We start from the raw sequence: 26781 nt of genomic DNA, 5'->3' as shown, positions 1-26781 counted from the left end.
CAAACCTTGACGGGAGCGTCGGACTAACGTTACTACCACCAACAGCACGATTATTGGACTTCATGAAAAATTTAGCTTAAAATGTTGAACGAACGCAAATTACGGCTTAGTCAATGATTTCCGTCAAAAACTTATGACTAAATCAAGACGGAGGGAACGTCGATGACGATCGTGGAAGGCAACAAGAAGCCCTGGGAAAGTTACTATGGCCCCAATATGGGATACGTACAGGAACAATATGAATTATTTGCTCAAGACCCTGGTTCGGTTACACCGGCCTATCGTGAACTATTTGAACAATGGGGTGCACCGCCAATGTCTGGCAAGGATGCACGCACAACCTCGAATTCCGGCAACGCCCAATCGGCTTCCGGAAGCGTGGACATTCAATTATTACAGAAAGCGGTTACAGCAGGTAAGTTGGTATGGAATATCCGTACGTATGGTCATCTTGCTGCAGACATAGACCCGCTTGGAATCAGTGAAGATACTGATACATCTTTGCTGGAACCTCAGCATTTTGAATTAAACGAAGAAGATCTGAAAGCTTTGCCTGCTTCCTTGATCTGGGAAGGTGCAGATGGACAGACCGCAACCGGTTGGGATGCAATCCAACGCTTGCGTCAGATTTACACTGGACCCATGGCCTATGAATTCAGTCATGTGCACGAAGTTCAAGAACGTGAGTGGTTGAATCGCCGTGCGGAATCCCGGACTTCACCAGCTCCACTTACGCCGAAAGAACGTAAGGCTTTGCTGGAACGTTTGGTTGAAGTTGAGCAATTTGAAGACTATCTTCACAAAACATTTGTTGGACAGAAACGTTTCTCTATCGAAGGTAACGATGTGCTTGTACCGATGCTGGATGAAGCTGTTCGTATCATGGCAGAAGCCGGATCAAGCCACATTCTGATGGGTATGGCCCACCGTGGACGGTTAAACGTACTTGCCCATGTATTGGGCAAACCGTACAGCAAAATTTTCTCTGAATTCCATCATGCTCCGAACAAAGACCTGGTTCCATCGGAAGGTTCGACGGGAATCAACTACGGTTGGACGGGGGATGTCAAATATCATATGGGTGCCAACCGTTTTGTAAAAGACGGGGAAACTGTGCAGGCCCGCCTTACTCTGGCGAATAACCCGAGCCATCTGGAATACGTCAATCCGGTTGTACAGGGGTTTGCACGTGCGGCTCAGGATGACCGTCGTGACCCTGGATATCCGAAGCAGGATGTAACGAAGGCAGCTACCATTTTGATGCACGGTGATGCCGCATTCCCTGGAGAAGGGATCGTTGCGGAGACGCTTAACTTCAAAGCTCTGCCAGGATATCAGAATGGCGGAACCATCCATATTATCGTTAACAATCGTCTGGGTTTCACTACAGATAGCGGTGATTCCCGTTCAACATACTACGCAAGTGACCTTGCTAAAGGGTACGAAATTCCGATTGTACACGTGAATGCAGACAATCCGGAAGCTTGTATTGCAGCCATTCGTATGGCAGCAGAGTATCGCAATCGTTTCAAAAAGGATTTCCTGATCGACTTGATCGGTTACCGTCGTTACGGCCATAATGAAACTGATGATCCCGAAACGACTCAACCTATCGTTTATGACAAGGTGAAAAACCATCCAACGGTAAGCCACCTGTATCAGGATCTATTGAAGCAGGAATCGGTTATCGATGATGCGTCCATTACGAGCATTCGCGATGGAGTAACGAACAAATTAAAAGAAGCTTATGACCAGATGAAGAAAAATGAAGTACATGAATATTACCAACGGAAAATCAGTGAGCCGGAAGCAGTTACAATTACACCTACTGCCGTACCATTGGAGAATCTGCGCAGCATTAATGCGGACCTGCTGAAATGGCCTGAGAACTTCAATGTGTATCCGAAGCTACAGCGCATTTTGCAACGCCGGAGCACTTCCCTGAACGAAGGGGAAAAAGTGGATTGGAGCCTTGCGGAGACACTCGCATTTGCAACCATTCTCGCTGATGGCAAACCAATTCGGATTAGTGGACAGGATGCCGAGCGCGCTACATTCGCTCATCGGAATCTGGTACTGCATGATTCGGAGAACGGAGCCAAGTTCTGCCCGTTGCATCACTTGCCACAGGCAAGAGCATCCTTTGCCATCTATAACAGTCCGTTGTCTGAAGAATCCGTTGTTGGATTCGAATACGGATATAACGTATATTCACCAGATACACTGGTCATCTGGGAAGCTCAATTCGGGGATTTTGCCAACTGTGCACAGGTTATTTTTGACCAGTTTGTATCCGCAGGTCGTGCCAAGTGGTCTCAAAAATCCAGTCTGGTGATGTTGTTGCCACATGCGAATGAAGGTCAGGGACCTGAGCATACAAGTGCTCGTCTGGAACGCTTCCTTCAGTTGTGTGCAGAAGACAACATGACGGTTGCCAACTTGTCGAGTGCTTCCCAGTACTTCCACTTGTTGCGTCGTCAAGCTTCATTGACTGAAACAGAAGATGCTCGTCCACTTGTGATGATGTCACCGAAAAGTCTCATCCGGAATCCGCGTGTTGCATCACCGGCAGTGGAATTCAGTGAAGGCAAATTCGAACTTGTGCTTGAGCAAGCTGGGCTGGGTACGCAGCCGGATCGTGTGGAGCGCATTATTCTGTGCAGTGGCAAGATTGCCATTGACCTGGAAGATGCTTTTGAAAAAGACAAAGCAGATTGGTCATGGCTTCACATTATTCGAGTGGAACAGCTGTATCCGTTCCCGGCAGAAGAGATCAAACGTATCCTCGCACGTTTCAGTAATGTAAAAGAACTGGTATGGGTACAGGAAGAAAACAAAAATATGGGCGCCTGGACTTACATGGAGCCTCGTCTTCGCGAAGTTGCTCCGGAAGGCACAACCGTTAGATACGAAGGTCGCCCGGAACACGCAAGTCCTTCCAGCGGTTATCAGCTTGTGCATAGTATGGAACAGCAACAGATTATTACATCTGCGTTGAAACAAACGACGAAGAATAATATTCCACTGGGGAGGTAAGAGCTGTGAGTGAAATTAAAGTACCTGCAATGGGTGAGTCAATAACTGAGGGAACGGTATCCAGATGGATGGTTAAAGAAGGGGAAACCGTTAATCAGGGTGATGTGCTTCTTGAACTGGAAACGGATAAAGTAAATATCGAAATCAGCGCAGAAGAAAGTGGCGTGCTGGAGAAGATCATTCGTCAGGAAGGAGAGACGGTAGAGATCGGTGAAACGATCGGTACACTCTCAGCTGGCTCTGGAGGAGGAAGCGGTGCACCCGCTTCCGAACCGGCAGCGGCAGAAGAGAAAAAGGCCGCTACTCCTGCACCTGAAGCACCAACACCAACACCAACAGCACCTGTTGCTGCGGCACCGGAATCATCCGACAGCGCCAAAACGGCTTCACCGTCCGCTCGCAAGCTTGCACGTGAACGTGGTATCGAGTTGGATCAGGTTCAGAGCAAAGATCCAATTGGTCGGGTATACCAGGACGACGTGAAGAGCCATAACAATCAGGCACCTGCTCCGGCAGCTCCACCTGCCAATAAAGCTCCTGCGGCACCAAGTGCTCCGGCAGCTGGAAGTTCCACGTATACCAAACCAGTGGAGCGTCAGCGGATGTCTCGCCGTCGTGCGACCATTGCCAAGCGTCTGGTAGAGGCTCAGCAGACTGCAGCCATGTTGACTACGTTTAATGAAGTGGACATGACTGCGATTATGGATGTACGTAAACGCCGTAAGGACAAGTTCAAAGAGAAACATGAGATTAACCTCGGGTTCATGTCCTTCTTCACCAAAGCAGTTGTGGGAGCTCTGAAAAAATTCCCTACAATTAACGCAGAGATTGATGGCGAAGATGTTGTACTCAAAAAGTATTATGACATCGGCATTGCCGTATCTGCGAAGGAAGGACTGGTTGTACCGGTTGTACGTGATGCCGATCGTCTCGGCTTTGCCGAGATCGAGAAGAGTATTGCGGACCTGGCATCCAAAGCTCGTTCCAACACACTGGCGTTATCTGATCTGCAAGGTGGAACGTTCACCATCACGAATGGTGGAACATTCGGTTCCTTGTTATCTACGCCAATTCTGAATACGCCTCAAGTGGGTATTCTGGGGATGCATAAAATCCAGCTTCGTCCAGTGGCGATTGATGCAGAGCGGATGGAGAACCGTCCAATGATGTATATCGCGTTGTCTTACGATCACCGAATTATCGACGGCAGTGAAGCTGTACGTTTCCTTGTGACCGTGAAAGAACTGCTTGAAGACCCGGAATCACTGTTGATTGAAGGTTAATCCATAACGTTTGATCAAGGCTATTATTCATATCGCTTAACAAGAAACCCCTGAACTGGAGCGCAGCGTGAGCTGTACATCCGATTCAGGGGTTTCTTTTGCTATCGAAAGTATTGTATTGTTGCGGCTCTATTATATAGAGTCAGCCATTTCAGTAGGACTCACAGGACTATCGTGTGTATTCGAGCCAGGGGTATTCCGCTCTAGCCAGTCTACAACATGCTGAGCCACTTCTGATCGGTTAATCTCATGCAGCATTTCGTGGCGCCCACCCGGATACAGGCGATACTCAATATTCTCCAGATGAAGCTTCTTGTACTGGGAGACCAGATTAAGAACGCCTTTGCCATGAAGTCCAACGGGGTCCTTCTCACCCGAGAACAGATATACGGGTTTGTGTTTGGGTATGCGCTCCATATTGTGTGGAAGATGGACTTCGAGCAGCAATTTGAAGAAGTCGCGGAAAAAGCCTGCTGTACAGACTGCTCCGCACATGGGATCATCAATGAATCGCTGAACCTCTTGGGAATCCCGGGATAACCAATCAAACGGTGTCGTTGCAGGGCGGAAAGAGCGGTTAAATCCACCAAATACAATCGCATTGAGCAGCATGCTGGGATGAGTAGCCCCCTGAATGCCGCATTGCAAGAAGGCCAGCTTCTCTCCAAACCGTAGCAGACCGCGTCTACCATTCGTCCCGGATAAAATAAAGGCATGGTACTGCTCATGACCAGCGTACATGAGATGTTGTACCAAGAATGAACCCATGCTATGTCCCATTAGAAAAAGGGGCACCCCAGGGTTCTCCTTGGCGGCTACTTCGCCGAGATTAATCATATCACTTGCCATCCAGCGGAAGGCATCGACACCAGCATTGCCGAGTAGCTTGGCATTCTCCACAGTTTTGCCATGACCCCGATGGTCATTGGCATAGACCGCATAGCCATTTTCAGTAAGAACGCCTGCAAATTCGGCGTATCGGGCTGCCGTCTCGCCCATACCATGTGCAATTTGCACTACGCCTTTAACGTTGCATTCCGGATCGGGAAGCCAGCGGTACACATGAATACGGGTACCTTCACTAGCGACCAAGGTAAAGGTAGATTCCTGCATCTCGTGTAATTCCTCCTTCACAGGTTACATATAAGCTTGAGTTATGGCAGATAAGAGCGAAGAACTGTGGTATTCCCGTTCAATGTATAAGAACCCAGATTAGCTGGCAAGAGATAACATTGTCCAGCTTTCAATTCAATGCGGTCTGATGCAGCATGTGCCCACTCCAAAGTGCCTTCTCCTTCACAGACAACGAGAATCGTGAAGCTGTCAGGATTTGTGGAGAGTTCCCAACGTTCAGTTACAACCCCTTTTTCCACCACAAAATAAGGACATTCCGCAAGCTTGAGCCATTCACCAGGAGTAGCGTTATTTGTTTTCATTGTTGAAGCACCTGCGCCCTCATAGGCGGTGACATTCAATGAGTCTTCAACATGCAACTCACGGGGTTTGCCATCCAGCCCTGGACGATTGTAATCGTAGATCCGGTACGTCGTATCCGAGTTTTGCTGAATCTCGGCGACAACAACACCTGCACAGAGCGCATGTACGGTTCCCGCAGGGATAAAGAACGTATCACCAGCTTCCACAGGTACCTGACGAAGGGTATCCATTACCGTACCGTTCTCCAGTGCTTCTTTTAAGGTTGCCCGATCAACGCCCTCATTCAAGCCGTAGATGATGTGTGCGCCCGGTTTTGCATCGAGTACATACCACATTTCTGTTTTGCCAAGCTCGCCAGGAGGAAGTGCCTCATACTCGTCTGTTGGATGAACCTGAACGGACAGGTCATCGTTGCAGTCAAGCAGCTTAATCAGAAGGGGGAAACGGCCGCCTTTTTCGGAAACGCCTTTGGTTCCAAGCCATTCGGTGCCCAGTTGCTCACGAACTTCATCCAGACCCTTGCCAGCAAGTGCTCCATTTAATACCTTGGTTGTACCGTTTGGATGATCCGCAATCATCCAGCCTTCTCCGATATGTCCTTCAGGGGGCATAAGGCCGAATTGCTCCAGCGCACGACCGCCCCACACACGTTCTTTGAATTCAGGTTGGAATTGTAATGGATATGGCGTAGACATCAGTAATCTCTCCTCTAGTATATGAAGTGGTGGATCGCTTTAATCAGTCATGGGCATGGAGTCGCCATGAGCAAACAAGTGAATACGTTTGCATATGTAGATTTAGAACACAGATCGCAGGAAAAAGAAGCCTTTAATAGCTCGCCTTGCGACTGTGTCTAGTTTATTGTATTTGGTGAACAAAGGAAATTATTTTTTCTCGATGCCGATCAGAAAAGGAGAAGTCTCGCGCTGCAATTGGCGATACATTACAACCTGTGCCTGTTCTACCGGCAGGGCAGAGGCCCATTCCAACACGGCTGAGGCTTCCTGTGCGCCTCCGTCATGACCGGGGTAGAGCACAACCGTAATAATGCCGCGAGGACGTAATAAAGCGAGTGCGGCCTCAAGTGCAGCGATTGTGCTGTCAGTCTCGGTGATGATGGAAGAATCTGCACTTTCTGAAGGCAGGTACCCCAGATTGAACATGACTGCACCAACCGCACCAGGCCATGACTCAGGCACCGCTTCTGCCATTCGATCATGACTTAGTTGAAGCATGGAGATGGAGCCAAGCTTGCCTTCGTCGTTTTGTTTTCGAATCCGGGCCTGTGCAAGCGTAAGGGCTTCATTTTGAATATCGAATCCAATGACTTGACCACGTTTGCCTACTTGTTGTGCCAAAAATAGTGTGTCTGCCCCAGTACCAACCGTTGCATCTATGGCCAGATCACCTGGCTGCAGACGGGAAGCAATCCACTGATGAGCACAGCTGAGAACCGAAAGAAAGCCCATCTATGCTCGCCTCCAATACTTACCCTGCCATGAATCCCGCTCTCGCAGCTCACGATCAATGGAGTTCAATACTTCCCATTTGTTCATGGACCACATTGGTCCAATCAGCAGATCACGCGGTGCGTCGCCTGTAAGGCGGTGTACGATCATTTCTGGCGGGAGCATCTCCAATGTATCTACGATCAGCTTGATATACTCGTCTTGTTCGAGAAAACGTAAAAGACCGGCTTCGTATTGCTTTACCATTGGTGTTTTACGCATCAGATGTAACAGGTGAATCTTGATGCCCTGTACATCCATATTGGCGACTGCCCGTCCAGTGTCCAGCATCATCTCATGCGTTTCTTGAGGCAGACCATATATGATATGTGTGCACACACGTATATTTCGTTTGCGCAGTTTCTCAACCGCTTCTTCGTAACACTTCGTGTCGTGCGCCCGATTAATCAATGTTGATGTGGAATCGTGGATCGTTTGAAGCCCCATCTCAACCCACAAGTATGTGCGCTCGTTCAGTTCAGCCAAATAATCAACAACGTCATCTGGCAAACAATCCGGGCGCGTGGCGATGGACAGACCAACAACACCTGGTTGCTCTAAAATTTCTTCAAAATATTCGCGAAGCTCCTCAACCGGAGCATATGTGTTCGTATAGGCTTGGAAGTAACCAATATAATGGGCTGTAGGCCACTTGAGGTGCTGTTTATCTCGAATTGTATTAAATTGGGTGACCAGATCTTCACGTCTGCTGCCAGCAAAATCGCCTGATCCACGCGCACTGCAGAAGGTGCAGCCACCTTTGGCAATGGAACCGTCACGGTTGGGACAGGTGAATCCAGCATCCAGCATCACTTTGAAAACTTTATTGTTGAATTGATCTCGCATCTCATAATTCCAGGTATGGAATCGTTTATCTCCCCACAGGAGAGGGGACTGTAATGCAGGTGCATTCATCTTCAAGGTACTCCTTTGGCTGTCTAATTACAGTAATCATACGTGAACAAAAGAAGAAGCGCTATGCGATTTCCGTCATAGACGATGGATAGCGATTATAGGTGTCTTCATGAACTTTTATCATTGTATCAAAAAACTAAAAAAAAAGGGAACCAAAACGCAAAATAGGCCGTAAAATCAAGGTTTTCTCCTTGCTATAGTTTACACCTTATGTTATATTTAAATCAGCGTCAGACACCATCTAATGGGTACTATTCATCATAGCATTTGAATCAATGTTGACGTCATGGACCATACTATACCGTGAGGTGATATGAATGAATTCCCAAGTAAAAAACAATGAATTGAATCATGTGTCTGTTGAATTGACGGCAGAAGAAGCACTGGCTTTAACGGGTGTTCGTTTTAATGGAAATCCGAAAGTGAAAGCGGCTGCAAGACAAAAAGTTCGCGATGCTTTCGAAAAGACATTTGATTTTTCACACCAAGATAAGGTAGACTATGAACTACTAAAGTAGTTGGACCCCAATTCCAAATAAATCGAAGAGGGAATCTTTGAGATTTGCCCAAAGTGGCAGATCCGAAGATTCCCTTTTCATTGCTCTTTACAATTTGCCAGTTCTTCGGCAAAATAAGTCTGAGACAAGTATGGGACAAACGGAGGAATAAAATGCGTTTACGTGGCAGAAAAGGGATAAGAGAAAATCTGGAGCAACAAGTTGATCTTGTTGTACTGGACCCCAAGCAACATAAAGGAAAATGGTCTGAACTGTTTGGCAATAACCATCCGATCTTCGTGGAATTTGGTATGGGTAAAGGTCAATTTATCAGCCAAATGAGTTATAAATATCCGGAATTCAATTTCATCGGTATTGATATGTATGATGAACTGGTGCGTCGTGCCAGTGAGAAAGCTCGGAATGCGTGGAGCCAGGCAGATGTGGAGACACCACCGAACCTGAAGCTTGCGCTGGCAAACATTGAACAGATCGAGGAAGTTTTTGAACCGGAAGAACTGGAACGCATTTATTTGAACTTCAGCGATCCGTGGCCAAAAGCAAAGCATGCACGTCGCCGGTTGACGCACCCGCGCTTCCTGAAGAAATACACGGAATTGCTTAATGCAAAAGGACAGATTCATTTCAAAACCGATTCGGAGACGCTGTTTGATTTCTCACTCAACGCCATTGCCGACTTTGGTCTGCAAATGAAAAATCTTTCTTTGAACCTGCATCGCGATGGACTTAACGAAGAACATGTGATGACCGAGTACGAGCAGAAATTCATGGGCAAAGGCATGAACATTCACCGGGTTGAAGTGATTGTGGGTGAAGAGGCACTGCGTGAGTATCAGCAGACACGTCTGGACAAGTATAAAGTCCGCGAAGCGACAGATGAGTCTGGTGAAGGTCAGGAACAGGAATAAAATCGAAATCTAACTTAAACTCATTAAAGAAGAGCGACACATGAGGTGAATGGTTCATTCTCATAGGTCGCTCTTTTTGGCGTTAACAATTCATGTGAAGTGCTCCTAAAAATCACGTCTGGGATAATTTCAAAAGTTCTCTGAATGAAACTCTTTGCGGCGATAATCGTTCGGTGTAACACCGTTGAACTTTTTGAACATGCGATAGAAATAGGAACTGTTGGTGAATCCGGTCCTCTCGGCAATATCGGCAACGGAGTTCTCTGTCTCTACCAGCAGATGTTGAGCCTTGGCTATGCGGGTTTCATTAATCACGTCCGTTAACCCTTTCAGGGTGAGCTGTTTGTAGAGCCTGCTTACATAGATCGGTGACATGCTAAGCTCATCTGCAATAGAAGTTAGACATAGGTTAGGGTCTGCATAATCCCGCTCAATAATGCCGTTGATTTTGCGAATCAACTCTTCGTGCTTCAGTGTACGTTTCTCCTCAACTTTGGAACCAAGCTCATCAAATATACGATAGAAGTGTTCATGCACTTCACTGATGTCTTCCGCTTCTTTCACAGGCAGCATGAGTCCATCCGATACAGAATCAAGCGTGAGTTGATTATTCTTCTTAAGGGTATTTCGTACATGGTTGAGTGTCATCGTCAGATGGGATAAGGCCAGCTGGAAGACGGTGAAGGGATAAGCGGCTGTTTCACCGACGATATCTGCATAGACTTGCTTGGCTTCTTGCGTCTTGCCTGTCATTAGATGATCGACAAGCTGTCTTTCCTTACCTGCCGGGAATGCGTACTCTTTGGCGTGATAAGCCATAATGTCAGAAGTATAGATCAGACAGCCGGGTCCCATGAACAAACGATGCAGTGAAGCTTCGGCTGATCTGGTGTAGGAAGCAATACTGTCTTCCAATGAATCTTCTTCCGTGCCGATCGTACAGGAGATGGAGCATTTCAGATGGGTCATTACAGCAGCCTGCATCATGCGCAGCAGCTCTTCTATCCGGTTGTTAGCAGGTTGCTCAAGTTCCTGGTATTCCGCTTTCTCGTTGAAAATGAGTGTGATCAGATCACCGCCCATATCCACAGCTTCCGCATTATAGTGGAGATCGGCTGTCTCGGTGCAGATGTTCATCATGGCGTATTTGACAAGCTGGGTCTCATCACGATACGTTTCGCAGAATTCCGTAAAATGATCAATACGCAGCAATACGAGTCTGGAAGCACGCTGAACATCAATGGAGGAACCGTAGAACTTCATCCGTTCTTCCAACATACCTCCAGTTACTGTTTCCCGACCCTGCAAGGCCCCACGCAGAAAATCCTGCCGTAACAGATGAAGACTGCCACGTCGCTCTGCTTCCATCACACGTAAACGAACAAGCACCTTATCAATAGGGTGATATAGTTTTCGGGATACAAGGTAAGAGAGCAGCAACCCTGCGATGAGAAGTCCAACACAAAACAGAACGGTATGTGTACGCATACTCCGTATATCTGAGGTAATCAGATCATACGGTGTTATTCTCACATAACGCCAGCCCAGATCATCGGGAGCGGTATAGGTGATGAGTGATTTTTCTCCGTCGACCTTCTCGGTAAAATAAGCGGAATGCTCCGCATCCTGCATAATTGGCTTCATAAAAGCTTCACTGGAGAGATTTTTCATCAATGAACGATCACCAAAGTCGGATAATAGATCCCCATTCTCATTCACGATAAAGGTCTTGCCTGGTTGATCCACAGCATTCATGTTCGGACTGAGCCAATCATCCTTGATATTAACGATGACAGCATAGTTTAATTTCGCGTTGTCATTGATCGTGTCGTAACAGAGATAAGTGTAGCTGTTGACCTCTGTTTCTTCAGTAGAGCCGACCTGATATGTACGCGGGATGGGAACAAAAGGTTTATAGTCATGGAAGCGTTGGAGGATGCTTGTAATCCCCTGATCGTCGATCTCCGAGACGGACTGCTGCCCATTGCGCACGTTGGAACTGATAAAAAATTCATTGCTTTTAGAGTTGTATACATAGATTGATTCGATAAAGGGAAGGGACATGCGGTAGTTGTCGAGCTGCTCCATCGCCGATGTAATCTCATAGATATTTGGTTTGGAATAAAGCAGTAATGATGAGATGGTGTAGTCCTGATAAATCTGATATGACAATGATTTCGCAGTCTCCGTCATCTTGGCTACTTCACGGCTGGTTTGTGTAAGGCTGTTCATATCGGTACGATACACCTGGCGAAGAGCAATCCGATTATAGTTGACATACAAAATAGAAGAAGCCACAAGCAAGGTGGCAACGGTACTGATAATAATGCCGATCAGAATCCGTGTGAAGACCTGCTGACTGTCCTCCGAACGTTTACGCATTCTTTTTCCCCCTTGGACCTCCTGTTATGGGTGGAGAACGTAGAACTTCATATACATACGCCAGACTTCATACCTGGATGAGCAGAAGAACGAAGAGTATCTTGAATTATATATTATGTATGCGTTTACATCAACGCTGGACAGGCTGTTTTGCCTACTTTCTCTACATAAAGTTCAACTTTCGCAGGATTGTTCACCAGTTGCAGCCTATGCACGATATCAATATTTGTGAACGGATGCATGTGGATGTTTGTTCATTTCATGGTTCGTTCGTTTTGTTCATAGTTTATTTCGCAGAATCGTTCATTTTCTGAGGGGAAGCTTCAGTATCCGTGAGCGAAGGGAGCATCTACAATAAAAAGAGAGCTCCACCACGCAGCACCGCAAGAAATTCGGGAGGGATCGAGCCATGCTCAAAGAATTGAACAAAAACAAAATCATGTTTCTGATGCTGTTGCCCACGCTGATCTTTTTTCTGATTAACTCGTATTTTCCGATGGTCGGTATCTATTATGCGTTCACCCGGTATGATTTTGAAGGCAGACTGTTTGGCAGTCCATTTGTCGGTCTGGAGAATTTTAAGTTCCTATGGCAATCGGGAATGCTGCTGAAGCTCACAACCAACACTGTGGGTTACAATCTCGCCTTCATTATATTAGGAAACGGACTGGCGATCTTCTGTGCGATCATGCTTAGCGAAATCCGGGGCAGGTTATTCAAAAAAATTACGCAATCCGTCATGTTCTTGCCATACTTCATTTCGTTTGTACTATTAAGTGTAATCGCTTACAACATGTTCAACTATGAGTCGGGTTTTGTGAACACGGTGCTCAAACGTTTCGAGGCTGGACCGGTGGATATTTATAATACACCTTGGATCTGGGTGTTCCTCATCATCATTTTTTATCTATGGAAAAATCTTGGATACAGCATGGTCATCTACCTGGCCGCCATAACGGGGATCAGTGACGAGTATTATGAAGCTGCCCGAATCGACGGGGCCAACATTTTTCAGCGGATCTGGTACATCACGGTACCAATGTTGAAGCCAACCTTTGTCATCCTGCTATTGTTCTCGCTGGGCAGCATTATGAAGGGGCAGTTTGACCTGTTCTATCAACTGATCGGCAACAACGGGGTGTTGTACAACGCTACAGATATTATTGATACGTATGTGTATCGTTCACTGAAAGTAACGTTTGATATCGGGATGGCAACGGCTGCTGGTCTGTATCAGTCCTTGTTCGGATTCATTTTGATTATGACCGTCAACTATATTATCCGCAAAGTAAATGAGGACTACGCCTTGTTCTAGAAGGCCCGCAGGGCAGGAGGGAGAACGATCATGAACACGCCAATGAATACTCACACACGTACAAATACGCGTCTCAGAGATTCGGAATTTACTTTCATGTTTCAACTGATTTCCTATAGCTTCATCATCATCTTATCCATCATGTGCCTGTTGCCTTTTCTGCTGATTCTATCCGGTTCGTTTAGCAGCAACGAATCCATTGTAAGGGATGGCTATCACCTCTTTCCAACGGACTTTTCCCTGGAAGGTTACAAAATGGTGTTCAAATTCCCGACTCAGGTACTAAAGGCTTATGGGGTAACCGTTTTTACAACGGTGGTGGGGACCACGCTAGGGCTGTTTCTCATCACGATGGCCGGCTTTGTGCTCCAGCGTAAGGATTTTAAATATCGGAACACGTTCTCATTTTTTATCTACTTCACAACGTTGTTTGGTGGGGGACTTGTGCCTTGGTACATTATGCTGGCGAACTACTTCAACCTCACAGATACGTATACCGTACTGATTTTCCCAGGGTTGATGACACCGTTCCTCATTATCTTGATGAAAAACTTCATTCGTTCGGCAGTCCCGGATGAATTGATTGAGTCCGCGAAGATTGACGGAGCTAACGACTTCCGCATTTATTTCAGCATTGTGTTGAAACTGGCGATGCCTGGGATTGCTACTGTAGGTCTGTTTCTGGCATTGGGGTACTGGAATGACTGGTTTACCTCATCGCTCTTCATTAACAATCCTGATATGTACCAACTGCAATTTTATCTCTATAACACGATGAACACGATTACTTTTATTGACCAGATGGCGATTGGCACAGGGATCACGCTTAGTCAGGATGTGCCAACGGAATCAACCAAGATGGCGATGGCTATCGTTGTGACGGGACCGATTTTGTTCCTTTATCCCTTTGTACAACGTTACTTTGTCAAAGGACTTACGATTGGTGCAGTGAAAGGTTAGAACGTGAACACGCTCTGGATATCAGGCTGCTAGCATCATCTTCGGTCTGAAACATGGCGAGTCTGCGCTAACATATAAAGGTTCACCACAAAAAGGGAGGATGCGTATGCGTAACAAAACAATTCGGCACCTGTCTCTGGTACTTGCCCTGATGTTGTTCGCCGGGGTGCTTGCCGCATGTAACAATGGTTCGGGGGGATCGGCGCAAGGAAGCGAGCAAGGGGGAACATCCGAGAATAAAGGTGATAAAGTAACACTTCAATTTTACATGCTCGGGGATGCTCCGAAAGATCTGCCTGTCATTGAATCCGAGATTAATAAACTGGCTGAGGCTGATCTGAACGTCAATGTGAAATTCAACTACACCTCCTGGACCGACTGGGACCAAAAATATAAACTGCTGCTGTCTTCCGGACAGCCGATCGATCTGATCTTCACAGCGGATTGGACATTCTACCAGTCCTATGCCAAGAAGGGAGCGTTTCTGGCACTGGATGAAATGCTGCCTAAAGCAGCCCCAGCGCTTAAAGCTCATGTCCCTGATGACATGTGGGATGCTGTCAAAATCAATGACAAAATCTATACGGTTCCATCCACTTGGATTGAATATGTAACCGAGGGGATTGCGTACCGCGAGGATTTGCGCGAGAAGTACAATCTTCCGAAGCCAGAATCGCTCGAGACACTCGAAGCGTATCTGGAAGGCATTAAGGCTAACGAACCCAATATGATTCCGATCGCGGATAGCAATGCCAACCATACGCATGGTATACGTCAATTGACATCCAAGCTGGTGAATACAGCGGGTCAACTTCCATATGGATTGGATATTATGTATGACACACCTTCGACCGTGACGTCCTATTGGGGATCGGCACAACATCTGGAAGACCTGAAAACATACAAACGCTGGATGGACAAAGGATTCTTCCCGAAAAACGTACTGAATGTAAAAGATACTTCCAACTCATTGCTGCAAAATGGAAAAGCGGCTGTTGTTCTGTCCGGGGAGAACCCTAACAAATTTAATGCAGATGTTATCAAGGTGCAGTCTACGCATCCAGATTGGAAACTGGCTTATTTCCCTTACCCGAATGCAAAAGGGTTTGCACAACCTGTTCACCCGATCCACAATGGGTTTGCGATTCCACGCAGTAGTAAGAACCCGGAAAAAGCATTGGCATTTTACGAAAAGCTTGTGACAGACAAACGATATAATTGGTTGACTGAATACGGCGTGGAGGGCAAAAACTTCGAGGTAGATAATGGATACTACAAAATGGTGGGGGATGCACAAACGAACGGCTTCCCGCGTGAGGGCATGAATGGTTGGGCTTGGCGTAATCCGGAATTTATGCTCTATGATAAAACCTTTGATGATGTCCTGACCATGTTTGAGGATCTGGACAAAATCAAAAAGCCAGATATTTTTACCGGATTTGCGGAAGACTGGACTCCATATCAAGCCGAGAAAGCTGCATTGGAGCAAGTTGAGAAACAATATTTGTATCCGCTTAATGTGGGTTTGGTGGCAGACGTAGAGGCTGGGTTGAACACATTTATGGAGAAGGCAAAACAAGCGGGATTAGAAAAAATTCAGTCAGAATACACCAAGCAGTGGCAGGAGTACTTGAAATCAGCAGGCATTCAGTAAATTTGTACTTTCCTTCATACAGAAAAGGTGCCTTCAAAGCCGAAGGCACCTTTTCAATGTGGTTGCAGGTTTGTTTGAACGCACTGCTTAGAGGCGTAATTAGACAAGATTTGCGTGAAGCAGCAAATGTTCGGATAAATTCATATATGGGCCTCTTCTGCGGATGAAGGACGAACCTCCTCCAGCAGATCGAGAATACTTTGAGCGCTCTCCATTGGATGAACCTTGGCAATTTCCGCCAGATGACGTTTGCGTTTACGTACGACATCCGGATAGTGGTGCAGCAGCTTGTTCATCCATTTAACAACTACGTCAGACGAAGATATGGGTTCTCCCAACCCTCTAGCGGTAAAATAATGGACGTTTTCTTCTTCCTGACCAGGTATAGGGTTGTGAAACAACATCGGAATTCCTTTGGCTAAGCCTTCGCTGCATGTCATTCCTCCAGGTTTGGTGATCAGCAGGTCGGAGACTTCCATCAATTTGTCCACTTCATTGGTGTACCCGATAATATGAATGTTCTCTTTGCGATACATCGGGTTCTGTTCCATGCTGATCCGTGCTTTATCATTGCGACCCAGACAAAAAATAATCTGAATATCTTTATGCCACCGTGTCAGCAACGGATGGACCAGCTCGTCGCTGAGCATGCCCCAACCACCGCCCATTACCAGTACAGTGGGCATATTTTTGAGGTTGAATCTGCTTCGGATCTCTTCTCGTCCGGGATGTTCCCAGAAGTTCGGATGCACCGGAATGCCGGTGACTCGAATTTTGTCTATAGGTACGCCACGAAGCAATAGTTTGGACTTAACCTCATCTGAAGAAACCAGATAAAGGTCTACTTCACGGTTAATCCATGTTCCATGTGCATCATAGTCGGTGATGACTGTGCAAAGGGGAATCTGTGCACCCAGACGTTTCAGTCTGGCTATGACAGCACTGGGGATCGGATGGGTACAGACAATTGCATCGGGACGTAACTGGCGCACAACGCTGCGTGTATGGGTATAGAACAGCTTGTGCAATGCGAGTGTTGTCAGCCGATTCAATGATTTTTTATATTGGTGTCTGTATACGTATCCGACAAGTTTGGGTTGGTTGGTAACCGTTTTTTTGTATGCTGTTATAATAAGAGGTGCAACCTTGGGATTTAAGAAACTTCCCAGTTCCAGCACTTTCGTCTGCACATCTGACGAGAGCTTTCGCAGATTGCTGGACAGTGCATAGGCGGCTTGAGTATGACCCGTACCAAAGCCTTCAGATAATAGTAATACTCTTTTTTTCTCCACGCTTACTTCACCTGTTCCTGCTAGGTTTTTCTGAGTCTAACATATCGGCTTTAAGACCAGAATGCAACTGTTGCAAGTGCGACTAAAGTACCTATTGTGGCACCTGCCAGAACATCGGAAGGGTAGTGTAATCCCAGATAAATGCGAGAGAATCCGACAATAAGAGCCACAGGCAACAATATTAGCAATAAGATCGGATCAGTGGTCATAAATGGAACCGTGACCGAAAAAATGGCAGTTGTGTGTCCTGATGGAAACGAATGGTCCGTCAGGGGATTCCGAAATGTAATTGTATCCGGCAAGGCCAGATAAGGTCTAATGCGGGGATACAATTTTTTTGCGATGGCTACAGGAATGTGGCTGACCGCAAGAGCGATGCAAGCCTGGAGTCCTGTTGTGCTCCATGGAGCCGGAGCAAGCAGCCAGATTAACAAAGATACTGCAATAGAAGAAGTTGCTCCACCCAGATGGGTGAAATAATACAGCCAAAAATTCATAAAACGGTTATGAAGTCGGCCGTTGATCCACATAAAAACATTTCGATCATAATCTTGAAACTTTAAGAATAAACGGCTCATATTGGCCTCCTGCCAGTCAGGCCGCCTGTAATGGCGGCATTATTTCCGGTCATTTTCTGCATCCGGTTTCGTCCTGATTAATATATAACCGTTTTTCATGAACTTGAGGTTATTTCAGGTATATGTTTATCATATTTTTAAATGTTGTCCTTTTCAAGAAGAACCCATGTAAAGAACGTAAAATTCATGTTAAAGAGTGGATATATACCCATCTTAACTTTTTGACTTGGGTTAGCCAAAAAAGATACAATGATTCAACATGGCTGAAATGAGGTAAAAAAATGTGAGTTTTGGTTTAAACTTTTTGAGGTCTGTTTGCGTTATTTGTTATAGAGCCTCTGACGAAGAATAACATGCTGATGAAAAAAGCAGGGACTTTAGAAATAAAAATCAAGTAAACGGCTGAAAATAAGATATAACAGGCATGAATGCGAGGTTGTGGTATCACGAAGTGTCTATTCAGCGTTTAAAGATCACATTTCTCGTTCAGAAAGTGGAATTGGGGTTTTGACAAATGACTGAAAAGAATACAGAATCGATAAAGCAGCCAACTGATAGCAACCAAGCTTTGAAACATTGCCTGATAAATTCACGTATTACACAAAAGAACAGGGTCATATTCTGCACATTACAAAAAAATAAATTGCAGGATCAGGAAGAGAAATGCTTAAGTAAACTGGGTTTGAAAAAAAGGGGGTAACAGAGAACGATGTTGGACGCTATATTCGTCACGATGCAGGTCATTCTGGCACTGCTAGCCGTGTACCAATTCACGTTTTCGCTGTTCGGTCTGATTAAGAAAAAGAAAAAGAAACATTATCCAGCCACAAAATCATTCGCTGTACTCGTCGCAGCACACAATGAGGAACAAGTCATTGGTGCCTTGATGGAGAACTTGAAACAACTTGATTATCCGGAAGATCTGTACGATGTGTTTGTCATCTGTGACAACTGTACGGATGGAACGGCTCAGATTGTTAGAGAACATGGGTTGAATGCCTGCGTACGTACCAACGCTGATCTAAGAGGTAAAGGGTATGCCATTGAATGGATGCTTAAGTACCTGTGGAAATTGCCACGTCAGTATGACGCAGTTGTTATGTTTGACGCCGATAACCTGGTTGACCGTAACTTCTTGCTTGAGATGAATGATGACTTGAACAATGGTTCACGTGTTATCCAAGGATATATTGATACGAAAAATCCGGAGGATTCCTGGATTACTGCAGCTTACGGCGTATCTTACTGGTACATTAACCGTCTGTGGCAGTTGTCTCGTCATAACTTGAATATGGCGAATTTCCTCGGAGGAACCGGAATGTGCTTCGAAACCAACCTGTTGAAGGAAATTGGCTGGGGCGCAACAAGTCTGGTTGAGGACCTGGAGTTTACGATGCGTAGTGTTCAACGTAACGTGTATCCTGTTTTCAACTATGACGCCAAAGTATTTGATGAGAAGCCATTAACATTCAAAGCTTCAGCGAGACAACGTCTGCGCTGGATGCAAGGTCACTTTACAGTTGCACGTAGATATTTCTTCCCGCTGCTCTGGCAGTCCATTAAGGAAAGAAGCCTGGTGAAATTTGACCTTGCCATCTATGGAGCCAATGTCTATGTTGTGTTGCTTACGTTCCTGATGACGGCTGTGATGTGGGTAGACATGGCCGTATTCAATGGTCCGCACATTGCGAATATTTATGGGTACTTCCCGTTATGGGTTGGATTCGTGGCTATTGGTCTGAATATTCTGACGTTCTTGTTGTCCATGGCGCTGGAGAAGGTTACCTTTGCCAAAGTTTATCTGTATCTGATTTTGTTCCCGATTTACCTGTTGTCCTGGTACCCGATTACGTTCTACGCTTTCTTCACGCAGAACAACAAACAGTGGAGCCACACCCAACACACACGTGTTGTGCGGCTCGATGAGGTGCAGAGCAAACAAGGATAAGGAACATGCATACGAGACTTTGTCGACATTGGATATAACAAATGTATAATTCAGAAAAAAAAGTTGTGAAGATGTTGACAATGCATTTCGTGGATGTTATAGTATTCAAGTGCTTTAAAACGGATTCAAAATGAATAGCAATGGAATCACAAGTAGAAGTCCGACTTCTCACCTGATCAACACTATGTTGGCTGGTCAACGATCCCAATAATTTATGAAGTGTATACTCATGAAGAATTGTGTTGATTACAGGGATGTCGGTAGCTTGACCGGCATCCCTTTTATTTTTGTGTAACTGGATATTCAAAATGACCTGGAGGTGGACGGTTATTAGTAAAGATCACATGATTAATGATGAGATTCGGGCGAAGGAAGTACGCCTTGTCGGAGCTGAAGGAGAACAAATTGGGATCACGCCCATTCGCGAAGCACTGCAAATGGCGATTGACCTGAATTTGGATCTGGTCAATGTGGCACCACAGGCTAAACCGCCGGTGTGTCGTATTATGGACTATGGCAAATTCCGCTATGAGCAACAAAAGAAAGAAAAAGAAGCCCGTAAGAACCAGAAAATTGTTGACATTAAAGAAGTATGGTTCCGTTCCAATATTGAGGAGCACGATTATCAAACGAAGCTTCGTAATGTAGTTAAGTTTTTGAACGAAGGCGACAAAGTGAAATGTTCTGTTCGTTACCGCGGACGTGAAATTGCACATGCCGCGATTGGTCAACGGATTTTGGAGCGCGTTAAGGTAGAAGTTGCAGAACTTTGTACTATTGAACGTCAACCGAAATTGGAAGGCCGCAGTATGATCATGATCTTGGCTCCTAAAGCCTGATAACATTGGAGGAGGAAACACAAAATGCCTAAAATGAAAACACACAGCAGTTTGAAAGGACGCTTCAAAATTACCGGTTCCGGTAAAGTCCTTCGTTACAAAGCTCACAAAAACCACTTGCTTTCCCACAAATCTAAACGTGCTAAGCGCGTTCTGAACGGTAACCCAGTTATGGCTGCCGGGGATGTTAGACGTTTGAAACAAGGTTTGGCTAACTTGAAAGGCTAATTCTAATTAGTACATTCCGTATGGGGGATCGGCTACGGCCGTACACATACCACGGATACATTTATATTTATTTGGGAGGTTCTTTAATATGGCAAGAGTAAAAGGCGGTTTTGTAGTACGTCGTCGTCATAAAAAGGTTTTGAAACTGGCAAGAGGTTATTTCGGTTCCAAACACCGTATCTTTAAAACAGCTAACGAGCAAGTAATGAAATCCCTGGTATACGCATACCGTGACCGTCGCAACACGAAACGTAACTTCCGCAGACTGTGGATCGTTCGTATCAATGCAGCAGCACGTATGAATGGTTTGTCTTACAACAAACTGATCCATGGTTTGAAACTTGCTGGTGTAGACATGAACCGCAAAATGTTGGCTGATCTGGCCGTTAACGACATCAATGCGTTCAACTCTTTGGCTACTGTAGCTAAAGGCAAAATCAACGCTTAAAATTGTATGATACAAGCCGCCGTACCTATATGGCGGCTTTTTTTACGGCTTGGAAGCAATCCGAAGGTGAATCTCTGAATGAGTAGAGCGAATAGGCTATGTTCTGGCAGGGAACAATGAAAACCAGATAACCGGTGAATAACAGTCCGTGGAAATACATAGAATACGAACGGTGAAATAATACAAATGAAAACAGGTAAATTCCATTCCTCACTAAAGTTCACGATATGTTTTTGTTATATAACATCACATCGTTGTAACGTTAGTGTGTTAAAACGCTAAATTATTAAGCGTTTTCAATAAAAAAAGAACAAAAATATGTGATATTTGGTGATGAAACATCTGGATTTTAACACTGGTTGATTGTATAATCACCTCTAGTAGGCTAGTCCTAAATTTTTCTCTCCATGTCATAATGTTCGGTTTTTCGACAGATGATAGAATGCTTCAAGGGTGAGAATGCGCTTTTAATGTCGAAGAAACCATACATTCTGCATAAAAGTCATTCCTGCTATCTGTTAACCGTTCAATTGTAGGCTGGATTGGAATGAAGGATATATCATTAAGGGGGAAAAAGAGAAAATGAAAAAGATGCTCAGCTTGTCTTTGGTAATGTTGCTGGCGGTATCGGTTATGCTCGCAGGTTGCGGTAGCAAACCGAAAGAAGAAACAAATGCCGGAGGAGATACAGGTGGCACATCCACTGAAGCGAAATCCGATCTCAAAATCGGTATGGTTACTGACGTAGGTGGAGTTAATGACAAATCCTTTAACCAATCCGCTTGGGAAGCTCTGCAAGCGACTGAAACAGAAACAGGTGTAGCCGTTAAATACCTGCAAAGTAAATCCGATGAAGAGTACATTCCGAACTTGAACGAATTCGTTAAAGGCGGATATGATCTGACTTGGGGTATCGGTTTCCAATTGGCTGATGCAATCAAAACGGTTGCTGACCAAAACCCGGATTCCAAACTCGCGATTATTGACAGCGTAGTGGATTCTCCTAATGTTAAGTCAGTAACTTTCGCTGAAGAAGAAGGATCCTTCTTGGTTGGTGTTGTTGCAGGTCTGACAACAAAAACGAACAAAATTGGTTTTGTTGGCGGTATGGAAAGCCCACTGATCAAAAAGTTTGAAGTAGGATTCAGAGAAGGCGTTAAAGCAGTTAATCCTGATGCTCAATTCATTTCTAACTACACAGGTGCATTCGATAAACCTGACTTGGGTAAAGCAGCAGCAGCAACTCTTTACAATGAAGGTGTAGACATTATCTTCCACGCTTCCGGTGCTACAGGTAACGGTGTGTTCAACGAAGCAATCGCTCGTAAGAAACAAGGTCAAGATGTATGGGTTATCGGTGTAGACAAAGACCAATCACTTGAGTTTGGTGATGAGGTAACGTTGACTTCCATGATCAAAAAAGTTGACGAAGCGGTTAAACGCGTAAACCAAGAAGTTGTTGATGGTACATTTGCTGGTGGTTCTGAGAACCTGACACTGAAAGAAAACGGTGTTGGTGTTGCTGATACTTCTACTGCTAATGTATCTGCCGATGTTCTTGCTAAAGTAGATGAGTACAAAGAAAAAATCATCAGCGGCGAAATCAAAGTTCCTACTGAGTAATTTGATCTTCGTTGGAAATAAATAATCATTGAGGCCGGTCTAGACCGGCCTTATGATTGTAAGAACAGGAACATTTGATCAAGTCATTATAACAATTGTACAAGGTAACTGTGTATCAACGCTCCGGTAGGAGCTTTTCTTTCGTTTGCGGAACCACACTATATCAGTTATAAGGGTGATTACATGGGTGCAGCAACCCCCGTCGTTGAGTTAAAACAAATTACGAAGCGTTTCCCAGGCATTGTTGCCAACGACGCCATCAGCCTTCAGCTTCGTAAAGGCGAGATCCATGCGCTACTGGGCGAAAATGGCGCTGGTAAGTCAACGTTGATGAATATTGTATTTGGTCTCTATCAGCCAGATGAAGGTTCCATTGAAGTGAATGGCAAGCCTGTCATCATCGACAGTCCTAACCGAGCAATCGATCTTGGCATCGGCATGGTGCATCAGCACTTTAAGCTTGTACAGCCGTTCACGGTAACAGAGAACATTATTTTGGGATCTGAACCAACGAAGGGTCTCAATATTAACTATAAAAAAGCAGCTGCTGAAGTTCAGCGTTTGTCCGAACAGTATGGACTCAAGGTGAATCCTCATGCCAAAATTCATGATATCTCTGTCGGAATGCAGCAACGTGTGGAGATTGTAAAAACGTTGTATCGCGGTGCAGACATTCTGATTTTTGACGAGCCTACAGCCGTATTGACTCCTCAAGAGATCAAAGAACTGATGATCATCATGAAGAAACTTGTCGCTGAAGGCAAGTCCATTATTTTGATCACGCACAAACTGAAAGAGATTATGGAAATCTCCGACACGGTAACGATTATTCGTCGGGGTAAAGTCATTGATTCGGTTAAAACATCGGAAACCAATCCGAATGAACTGGCGGAGAAAATGGTGGGGCGGAATGTCACGTTCAAAGTAGACAAAAAGCCGGCTACACCAGGAGCGAATGTGCTTGAAGTCAGCAAACTAACCGCCAAGAATAAAGAAGGTATTGCAGTACTGAACCAACTTAACCTGAACGTACGAGCTGGAGAAATTGTTGGAATCGCAGGCGTGGATGGTAACGGTCAAAGTGAACTGATTGAAGCCCTTACCGGACTTCGTAAAGTCGAGAGTGGTTCGATTCTTTTGGAGGGCAAGGAACTGTCCAATCATTCTCCGCGTCATATCTCGGAGTCAGGTGTAGCCCACATTCCGGAAGATCGGCACAAACACGGACTTGTACTTGATTTTTCAGTGAGTGAAAATATCGTTCTGGAATCGTATTATAAAGCACCTTACACCCGTAAAGGGTTCCTTAACTTCGATGCCATCAAACAGCAGGCGAAGCGGCTTGTTGAGGCATTTGACGTACGTACACCAAGCATCGAGACCAAAGCTCGGTCCTTGTCCGGAGGAAACCAGCAAAAGGCCATTATCGCCCGTGAGGTAGATAAAAACCCTGAACTGCTTATCGCTGCGCAACCAACGCGTGGTTTGGACGTGGGGGCTATTGAGTTTGTGCAAAAGCAACTGATTGCCCAGCGTGATCAAGGTAAGGCTGTTCTGCTGATTTCATTTGAGCTTGATGAGATTATCAATGTATCTGACCGAATTGCTGTCATCTATGAAGGCCAGATCGTTGGCGAGGTGCTGCCGGAAGAAACCAATGATAGAGAGCTCGGCTTGATGATGGCGGGCAGCACTCAAAAGAGAGGTACTGCGCATGAATAACGTATTGAAATGGTTTACGCGAGATTCATTTATTTTGCCTGTAGTAGCTATTATTATGGGTCTTATTCTCGGTGGAGTTGTCATGCTGATTGGTGGCTACAATCCAATTGAAGCTTACGGCGCATTGTTCACCAAGGTCTTTGGAGACATGTACAACTTTGGTGAAGCAGTCCGGGAAATGACACCATTAATTATGACTGGACTTGCATTTGCTTTTGCATCACGTGCAGGGTTGTTTAACATCGGGGGAGAAGGTCAATTTCTCGTTGGTATGACCGCTGCCACATTTGTTGGTGTTAAGTTTACAGGTCTACCGATCTATCTTCATGTGCCACTGGCTTTGATTGCTGGTGCATTGTTTGGTGGTCTGTGGGCAGCTATTGCTGGTTATCTGAAAGCAGCACGTGGGGTCAATGAAGTTATCAGTAGTATCATGCTGAACTGGATTGGTCTGTATCTGGCGAACCTTATCGTACGCCAATTCTTGCTGTTGAAGGGCGAGAATCGTTCCGTGGATATCAGCGAATCGGCTTCGATTAGTCTCACTTGGTTATCTGAACTGATGGGCAACTCCCGTGTACACATGGGAACATTGATTGCCCTTGTGATGGCTGTGCTCTTTTATATCTATATGTGGAAAACAAAACAAGGTTATGAAATACGTGCGGTAGGTTACAACCCTAATGCGGCTGAATATGCCGGTATGCATGTTAACCGTAATATCGTAAAAGCAATGTTTATCAGTGGTATGCTTGCTGGTCTTGGTGGTGCATTCCAGGTTCTGGGTGTGTTCCATTACCAGACGGTAATGTCGGGTTCCCCAGGTACGGGCTTTGACGGCATAGCAGTTGCCCTGATTGGTTTGAATCATCCGTTTGGGGTGTTGTTGGGTGCAGTGTTGTTCGGTACCCTCACGTACGGATCTGCAGGTATGAGTTTTGCTGCGGATGTTCCGCCTGAGATTATTCGGATTGTGATCGGTTCGATTATCTTCTTCATTGCGGCACAAGGCATCGTGCGCTGGATACTCAAACCGTTCTATTCGAAGCGTAAGAAAGAGAAGGTGTTGTAGATGGACTTGTTGACAATTGGGCAAATTATCAATACGACGCTTGTCTTTGCTACGGCATTGATTTTTGCTTCACTCGGCGGAATCTTTTCTGAAAAATCAGGGGTGACTAACCTCGGACTTGAAGGTTTTATGGTCTTCGGTGCCTTTGCAGCTGGAATCGGGGCGCATTATGCTCAAGAAGCGGGCATGGGCGGAACGACATCGGCCTGGGTGGGGGTTTTGCTTGCGATTGTATTGGGCGTACTGGTATCGTTGATTCATGCCGTTGCGTCTATCACATTTAAGGCAGATCAGATTATCAGTGGTATTGTCATTAACTTTTTGGCAGCAGGCAGTACGTTGTACTTGGTTAAATTGTTGTTTGAAGGTTCTGGTGATTCACCGTTGGTTCAAGGCTTCAGCAAGTTTGATGTGCCGTTCTTGAAAGACATTCCTTTGCTCGGAGAAGCCTTCTTCAAGAACGTATATCCAACGACATATCTGGCCATTCTGTTCGTATTCCTGACGTATTACATTATGTTTAAAACACCATTTGGTCTGCGCCTTCGTTCCGTAGGTGAACATCCTAGTGCAGCTGATACAGTTGGTGTTAAAGTACGTCGTTATCGCTATGTTGGCGTTATGATCAGTGGTGCGCTCGCAGCCATTGGTGGTGCTGCAATCACGTTGACGACTACGGGTACATTTTCACACAATACGGTTTCCGGCCAAGGTTATATTGCCATTGCAGCCATGATCTTTGGTAAGTGGAATCCGATTGGTGCATTTGGTGCTGCTGTCTTCTTTGGATTCTCACAAGCGATTCGTAACTATGTGCAGTTGTTTGAATGGTCACAAAGTATTCCCCAGGAAATTATTTTCATGTTGCCTTACCTGCTTACCATCATCGTTCTTGTTGCAGCGGTTGGACGTTCTTCGGCTCCGTCTGCACTCGGTGAAGCGTATGACCCGGGGAAAAGGTAACAACGTGCAACATATCAGTTTTTTATTAAAAAGCATGATAAAGAGGGTCCGCCTTGTGCGGGCCTTTTTTGTTTGCTTGAGTGTTACTAAGCCACTTTTTCACGTTTAGTTTTGTTCTCGTGCAGATACCCATATTTTCAGGTAGGGACAAA

General features: G+C 45.5%; 22 protein-coding genes. 15 read left to right on the top strand and 7 right to left on the bottom strand.

Annotated elements, in window-relative coordinates; genetic code table 11:
* Nucleotides 1–162 precede the first annotated feature (162 nt).
* On the top strand, nucleotides 163–3036 hold the full coding sequence (locus MKY73_RS21095; protein WP_339240783.1) for a 2-oxoglutarate dehydrogenase E1 component: 2874 nt from the start codon (nucleotides 163–165) through the stop codon (nucleotides 3034–3036).
* Nucleotides 3037–3041: 5 nt separating this feature from the next.
* The gene (gene odhB / locus MKY73_RS21090) at nucleotides 3042–4319 is read left to right on the top strand and encodes a 2-oxoglutarate dehydrogenase complex dihydrolipoyllysine-residue succinyltransferase (protein WP_339303290.1); all 1278 of its coding nucleotides are present in this window, start codon (nucleotides 3042–3044) and stop codon (nucleotides 4317–4319) included.
* Nucleotides 4320–4451: 132 nt separating this feature from the next.
* On the opposite strand, the gene MKY73_RS21085 is transcribed toward odhB, so the two are convergent.
* The 4 genes from MKY73_RS21085 to MKY73_RS21070 all read right to left on the bottom strand — a co-directional run bounded on the left by MKY73_RS21085 (nucleotide 4452) and on the right by MKY73_RS21070 (nucleotide 8179).
* A complete protein-coding gene (locus tag MKY73_RS21085) occupies nucleotides 4452–5432 on the bottom strand; it encodes an alpha/beta hydrolase (RefSeq protein ID WP_339303289.1) in 981 nt (326 codons plus the stop codon).
* Between the two features lie 41 nt (nucleotides 5433–5473).
* Nucleotides 5474–6451 (bottom strand): type I phosphomannose isomerase catalytic subunit, encoded by a 978-nt coding sequence (locus tag MKY73_RS21080; protein ID WP_339303288.1) that lies wholly within the window; start codon nucleotides 6449–6451, stop codon nucleotides 5474–5476.
* 189 nt (nucleotides 6452–6640) lie between these two features.
* The gene (locus MKY73_RS21075; RefSeq protein ID WP_339303287.1) at nucleotides 6641–7225 is read right to left on the bottom strand and encodes a class I SAM-dependent methyltransferase; all 585 of its coding nucleotides are present in this window, start codon (nucleotides 7223–7225) and stop codon (nucleotides 6641–6643) included.
* Nucleotides 7226–8179, bottom strand: coding sequence for a TIGR01212 family radical SAM protein (locus tag MKY73_RS21070; protein WP_339303286.1), 954 nt, complete (start codon nucleotides 8177–8179; stop codon nucleotides 7226–7228).
* A 317-nt stretch (nucleotides 8180–8496) separates the two neighbouring features.
* Here MKY73_RS21070 and MKY73_RS21065 point away from each other — a divergent pair, with 317 nt between their 5' ends.
* Together MKY73_RS21065 and trmB are read left to right on the top strand one after the other, a co-directional pair.
* Entirely contained in the window at nucleotides 8497–8697 is a 201-nt protein-coding gene (locus MKY73_RS21065; protein WP_036610190.1) for a hypothetical protein, read from the top strand.
* 152 nt (nucleotides 8698–8849) lie between these two features.
* The gene (gene trmB / locus MKY73_RS21060; protein WP_339303285.1) at nucleotides 8850–9605 is read left to right on the top strand and encodes a tRNA (guanosine(46)-N7)-methyltransferase TrmB; all 756 of its coding nucleotides are present in this window, start codon (nucleotides 8850–8852) and stop codon (nucleotides 9603–9605) included.
* A gap of 129 nt (nucleotides 9606–9734) precedes the next feature.
* Here the strand turns inward: trmB and MKY73_RS21055 are convergent, their stop codons facing one another.
* The gene (locus MKY73_RS21055; RefSeq protein ID WP_339303284.1) at nucleotides 9735–11987 is read right to left on the bottom strand and encodes a helix-turn-helix domain-containing protein; all 2253 of its coding nucleotides are present in this window, start codon (nucleotides 11985–11987) and stop codon (nucleotides 9735–9737) included.
* A 409-nt stretch (nucleotides 11988–12396) separates the two neighbouring features.
* On the opposite strand from MKY73_RS21055, the gene MKY73_RS21050 reads away from it, so the two are divergent.
* The 3 genes from MKY73_RS21050 (at nucleotide 12397) to MKY73_RS21040 (ending at nucleotide 15916) form a co-directional block, all read left to right on the top strand.
* Entirely contained in the window at nucleotides 12397–13302 is a 906-nt protein-coding gene (locus MKY73_RS21050; protein WP_339303283.1) for an ABC transporter permease subunit, read from the top strand.
* Nucleotides 13303–13332: 30 nt separating this feature from the next.
* The gene (locus MKY73_RS21045) at nucleotides 13333–14262 is read left to right on the top strand and encodes a carbohydrate ABC transporter permease (protein ID WP_081745926.1); all 930 of its coding nucleotides are present in this window, start codon (nucleotides 13333–13335) and stop codon (nucleotides 14260–14262) included.
* A gap of 106 nt (nucleotides 14263–14368) precedes the next feature.
* Nucleotides 14369–15916 carry an extracellular solute-binding protein gene (locus MKY73_RS21040; RefSeq protein WP_339240796.1) on the top strand — a complete coding sequence of 516 codons (1548 nt, stop codon included), beginning with the start codon at nucleotides 14369–14371 and terminating at the stop codon, nucleotides 15914–15916.
* 140 nt (nucleotides 15917–16056) lie between these two features.
* Here the strand turns inward: MKY73_RS21040 and MKY73_RS21035 are convergent, their stop codons facing one another.
* Together MKY73_RS21035 and MKY73_RS21030 are read right to left on the bottom strand one after the other, a co-directional pair.
* Nucleotides 16057–17208, bottom strand: a complete 1152-nt coding sequence (locus MKY73_RS21035; RefSeq protein WP_339303282.1) for a glycosyltransferase — start codon at nucleotides 17206–17208, stop codon at nucleotides 16057–16059.
* A 50-nt stretch (nucleotides 17209–17258) separates the two neighbouring features.
* Entirely contained in the window at nucleotides 17259–17786 is a 528-nt protein-coding gene (locus tag MKY73_RS21030) for a phosphatase PAP2 family protein (protein WP_169478872.1), read from the bottom strand.
* Between the two features lie 709 nt (nucleotides 17787–18495).
* Between MKY73_RS21030 and MKY73_RS21025 the strand changes: the two genes are divergently transcribed.
* The 8 genes from MKY73_RS21025 to MKY73_RS20990 all read left to right on the top strand — a co-directional run bounded on the left by MKY73_RS21025 (nucleotide 18496) and on the right by MKY73_RS20990 (nucleotide 26629).
* Nucleotides 18496–19734: a glycosyltransferase family 2 protein gene (locus MKY73_RS21025; protein ID WP_339303281.1), complete on the top strand. Its 1239-nt coding sequence runs from the start codon at nucleotides 18496–18498 to the stop codon at nucleotides 19732–19734.
* A 344-nt stretch (nucleotides 19735–20078) separates the two neighbouring features.
* On the top strand, nucleotides 20079–20573 hold the full coding sequence (infC, locus tag MKY73_RS21020; protein ID WP_062833422.1) for a translation initiation factor IF-3: 495 nt from the start codon (nucleotides 20079–20081) through the stop codon (nucleotides 20571–20573).
* 24 nt (nucleotides 20574–20597) lie between these two features.
* Nucleotides 20598–20801 (top strand): 50S ribosomal protein L35, encoded by a 204-nt coding sequence (rpmI, locus tag MKY73_RS21015; protein WP_017689665.1) that lies wholly within the window; start codon nucleotides 20598–20600, stop codon nucleotides 20799–20801.
* A gap of 88 nt (nucleotides 20802–20889) precedes the next feature.
* Nucleotides 20890–21249, top strand: a complete 360-nt coding sequence (gene rplT / locus MKY73_RS21010; RefSeq protein ID WP_017689664.1) for a 50S ribosomal protein L20 — start codon at nucleotides 20890–20892, stop codon at nucleotides 21247–21249.
* Nucleotides 21250–21831: 582 nt separating this feature from the next.
* Nucleotides 21832–22872, top strand: a complete 1041-nt coding sequence (locus tag MKY73_RS21005) for a BMP family ABC transporter substrate-binding protein (RefSeq protein WP_339303280.1) — start codon at nucleotides 21832–21834, stop codon at nucleotides 22870–22872.
* A 183-nt stretch (nucleotides 22873–23055) separates the two neighbouring features.
* Entirely contained in the window at nucleotides 23056–24594 is a 1539-nt protein-coding gene (locus tag MKY73_RS21000; protein ID WP_124115488.1) for an ABC transporter ATP-binding protein, read from the top strand.
* A complete protein-coding gene (locus MKY73_RS20995; RefSeq protein ID WP_278296090.1) occupies nucleotides 24587–25666 on the top strand; it encodes an ABC transporter permease in 1080 nt (359 codons plus the stop codon). The genes MKY73_RS21000 and MKY73_RS20995 overlap by 8 nt, the downstream gene beginning before the upstream one ends.
* Nucleotides 25667–26629 carry an ABC transporter permease gene (locus MKY73_RS20990; RefSeq protein ID WP_339303279.1) on the top strand — a complete coding sequence of 321 codons (963 nt, stop codon included), beginning with the start codon at nucleotides 25667–25669 and terminating at the stop codon, nucleotides 26627–26629. It abuts the gene before it with no gap.
* The last annotated feature ends 152 nt before the right edge of the window (nucleotides 26630–26781 follow it).

Source organism: Paenibacillus sp. FSL R5-0519 (assembly GCF_037974275.1).
Taxonomy (GTDB): Bacteria; Bacillota; Bacilli; order Paenibacillales; family Paenibacillaceae; genus Paenibacillus.
This window is presented reverse-complemented; position numbering and strand designations above follow the sequence as displayed.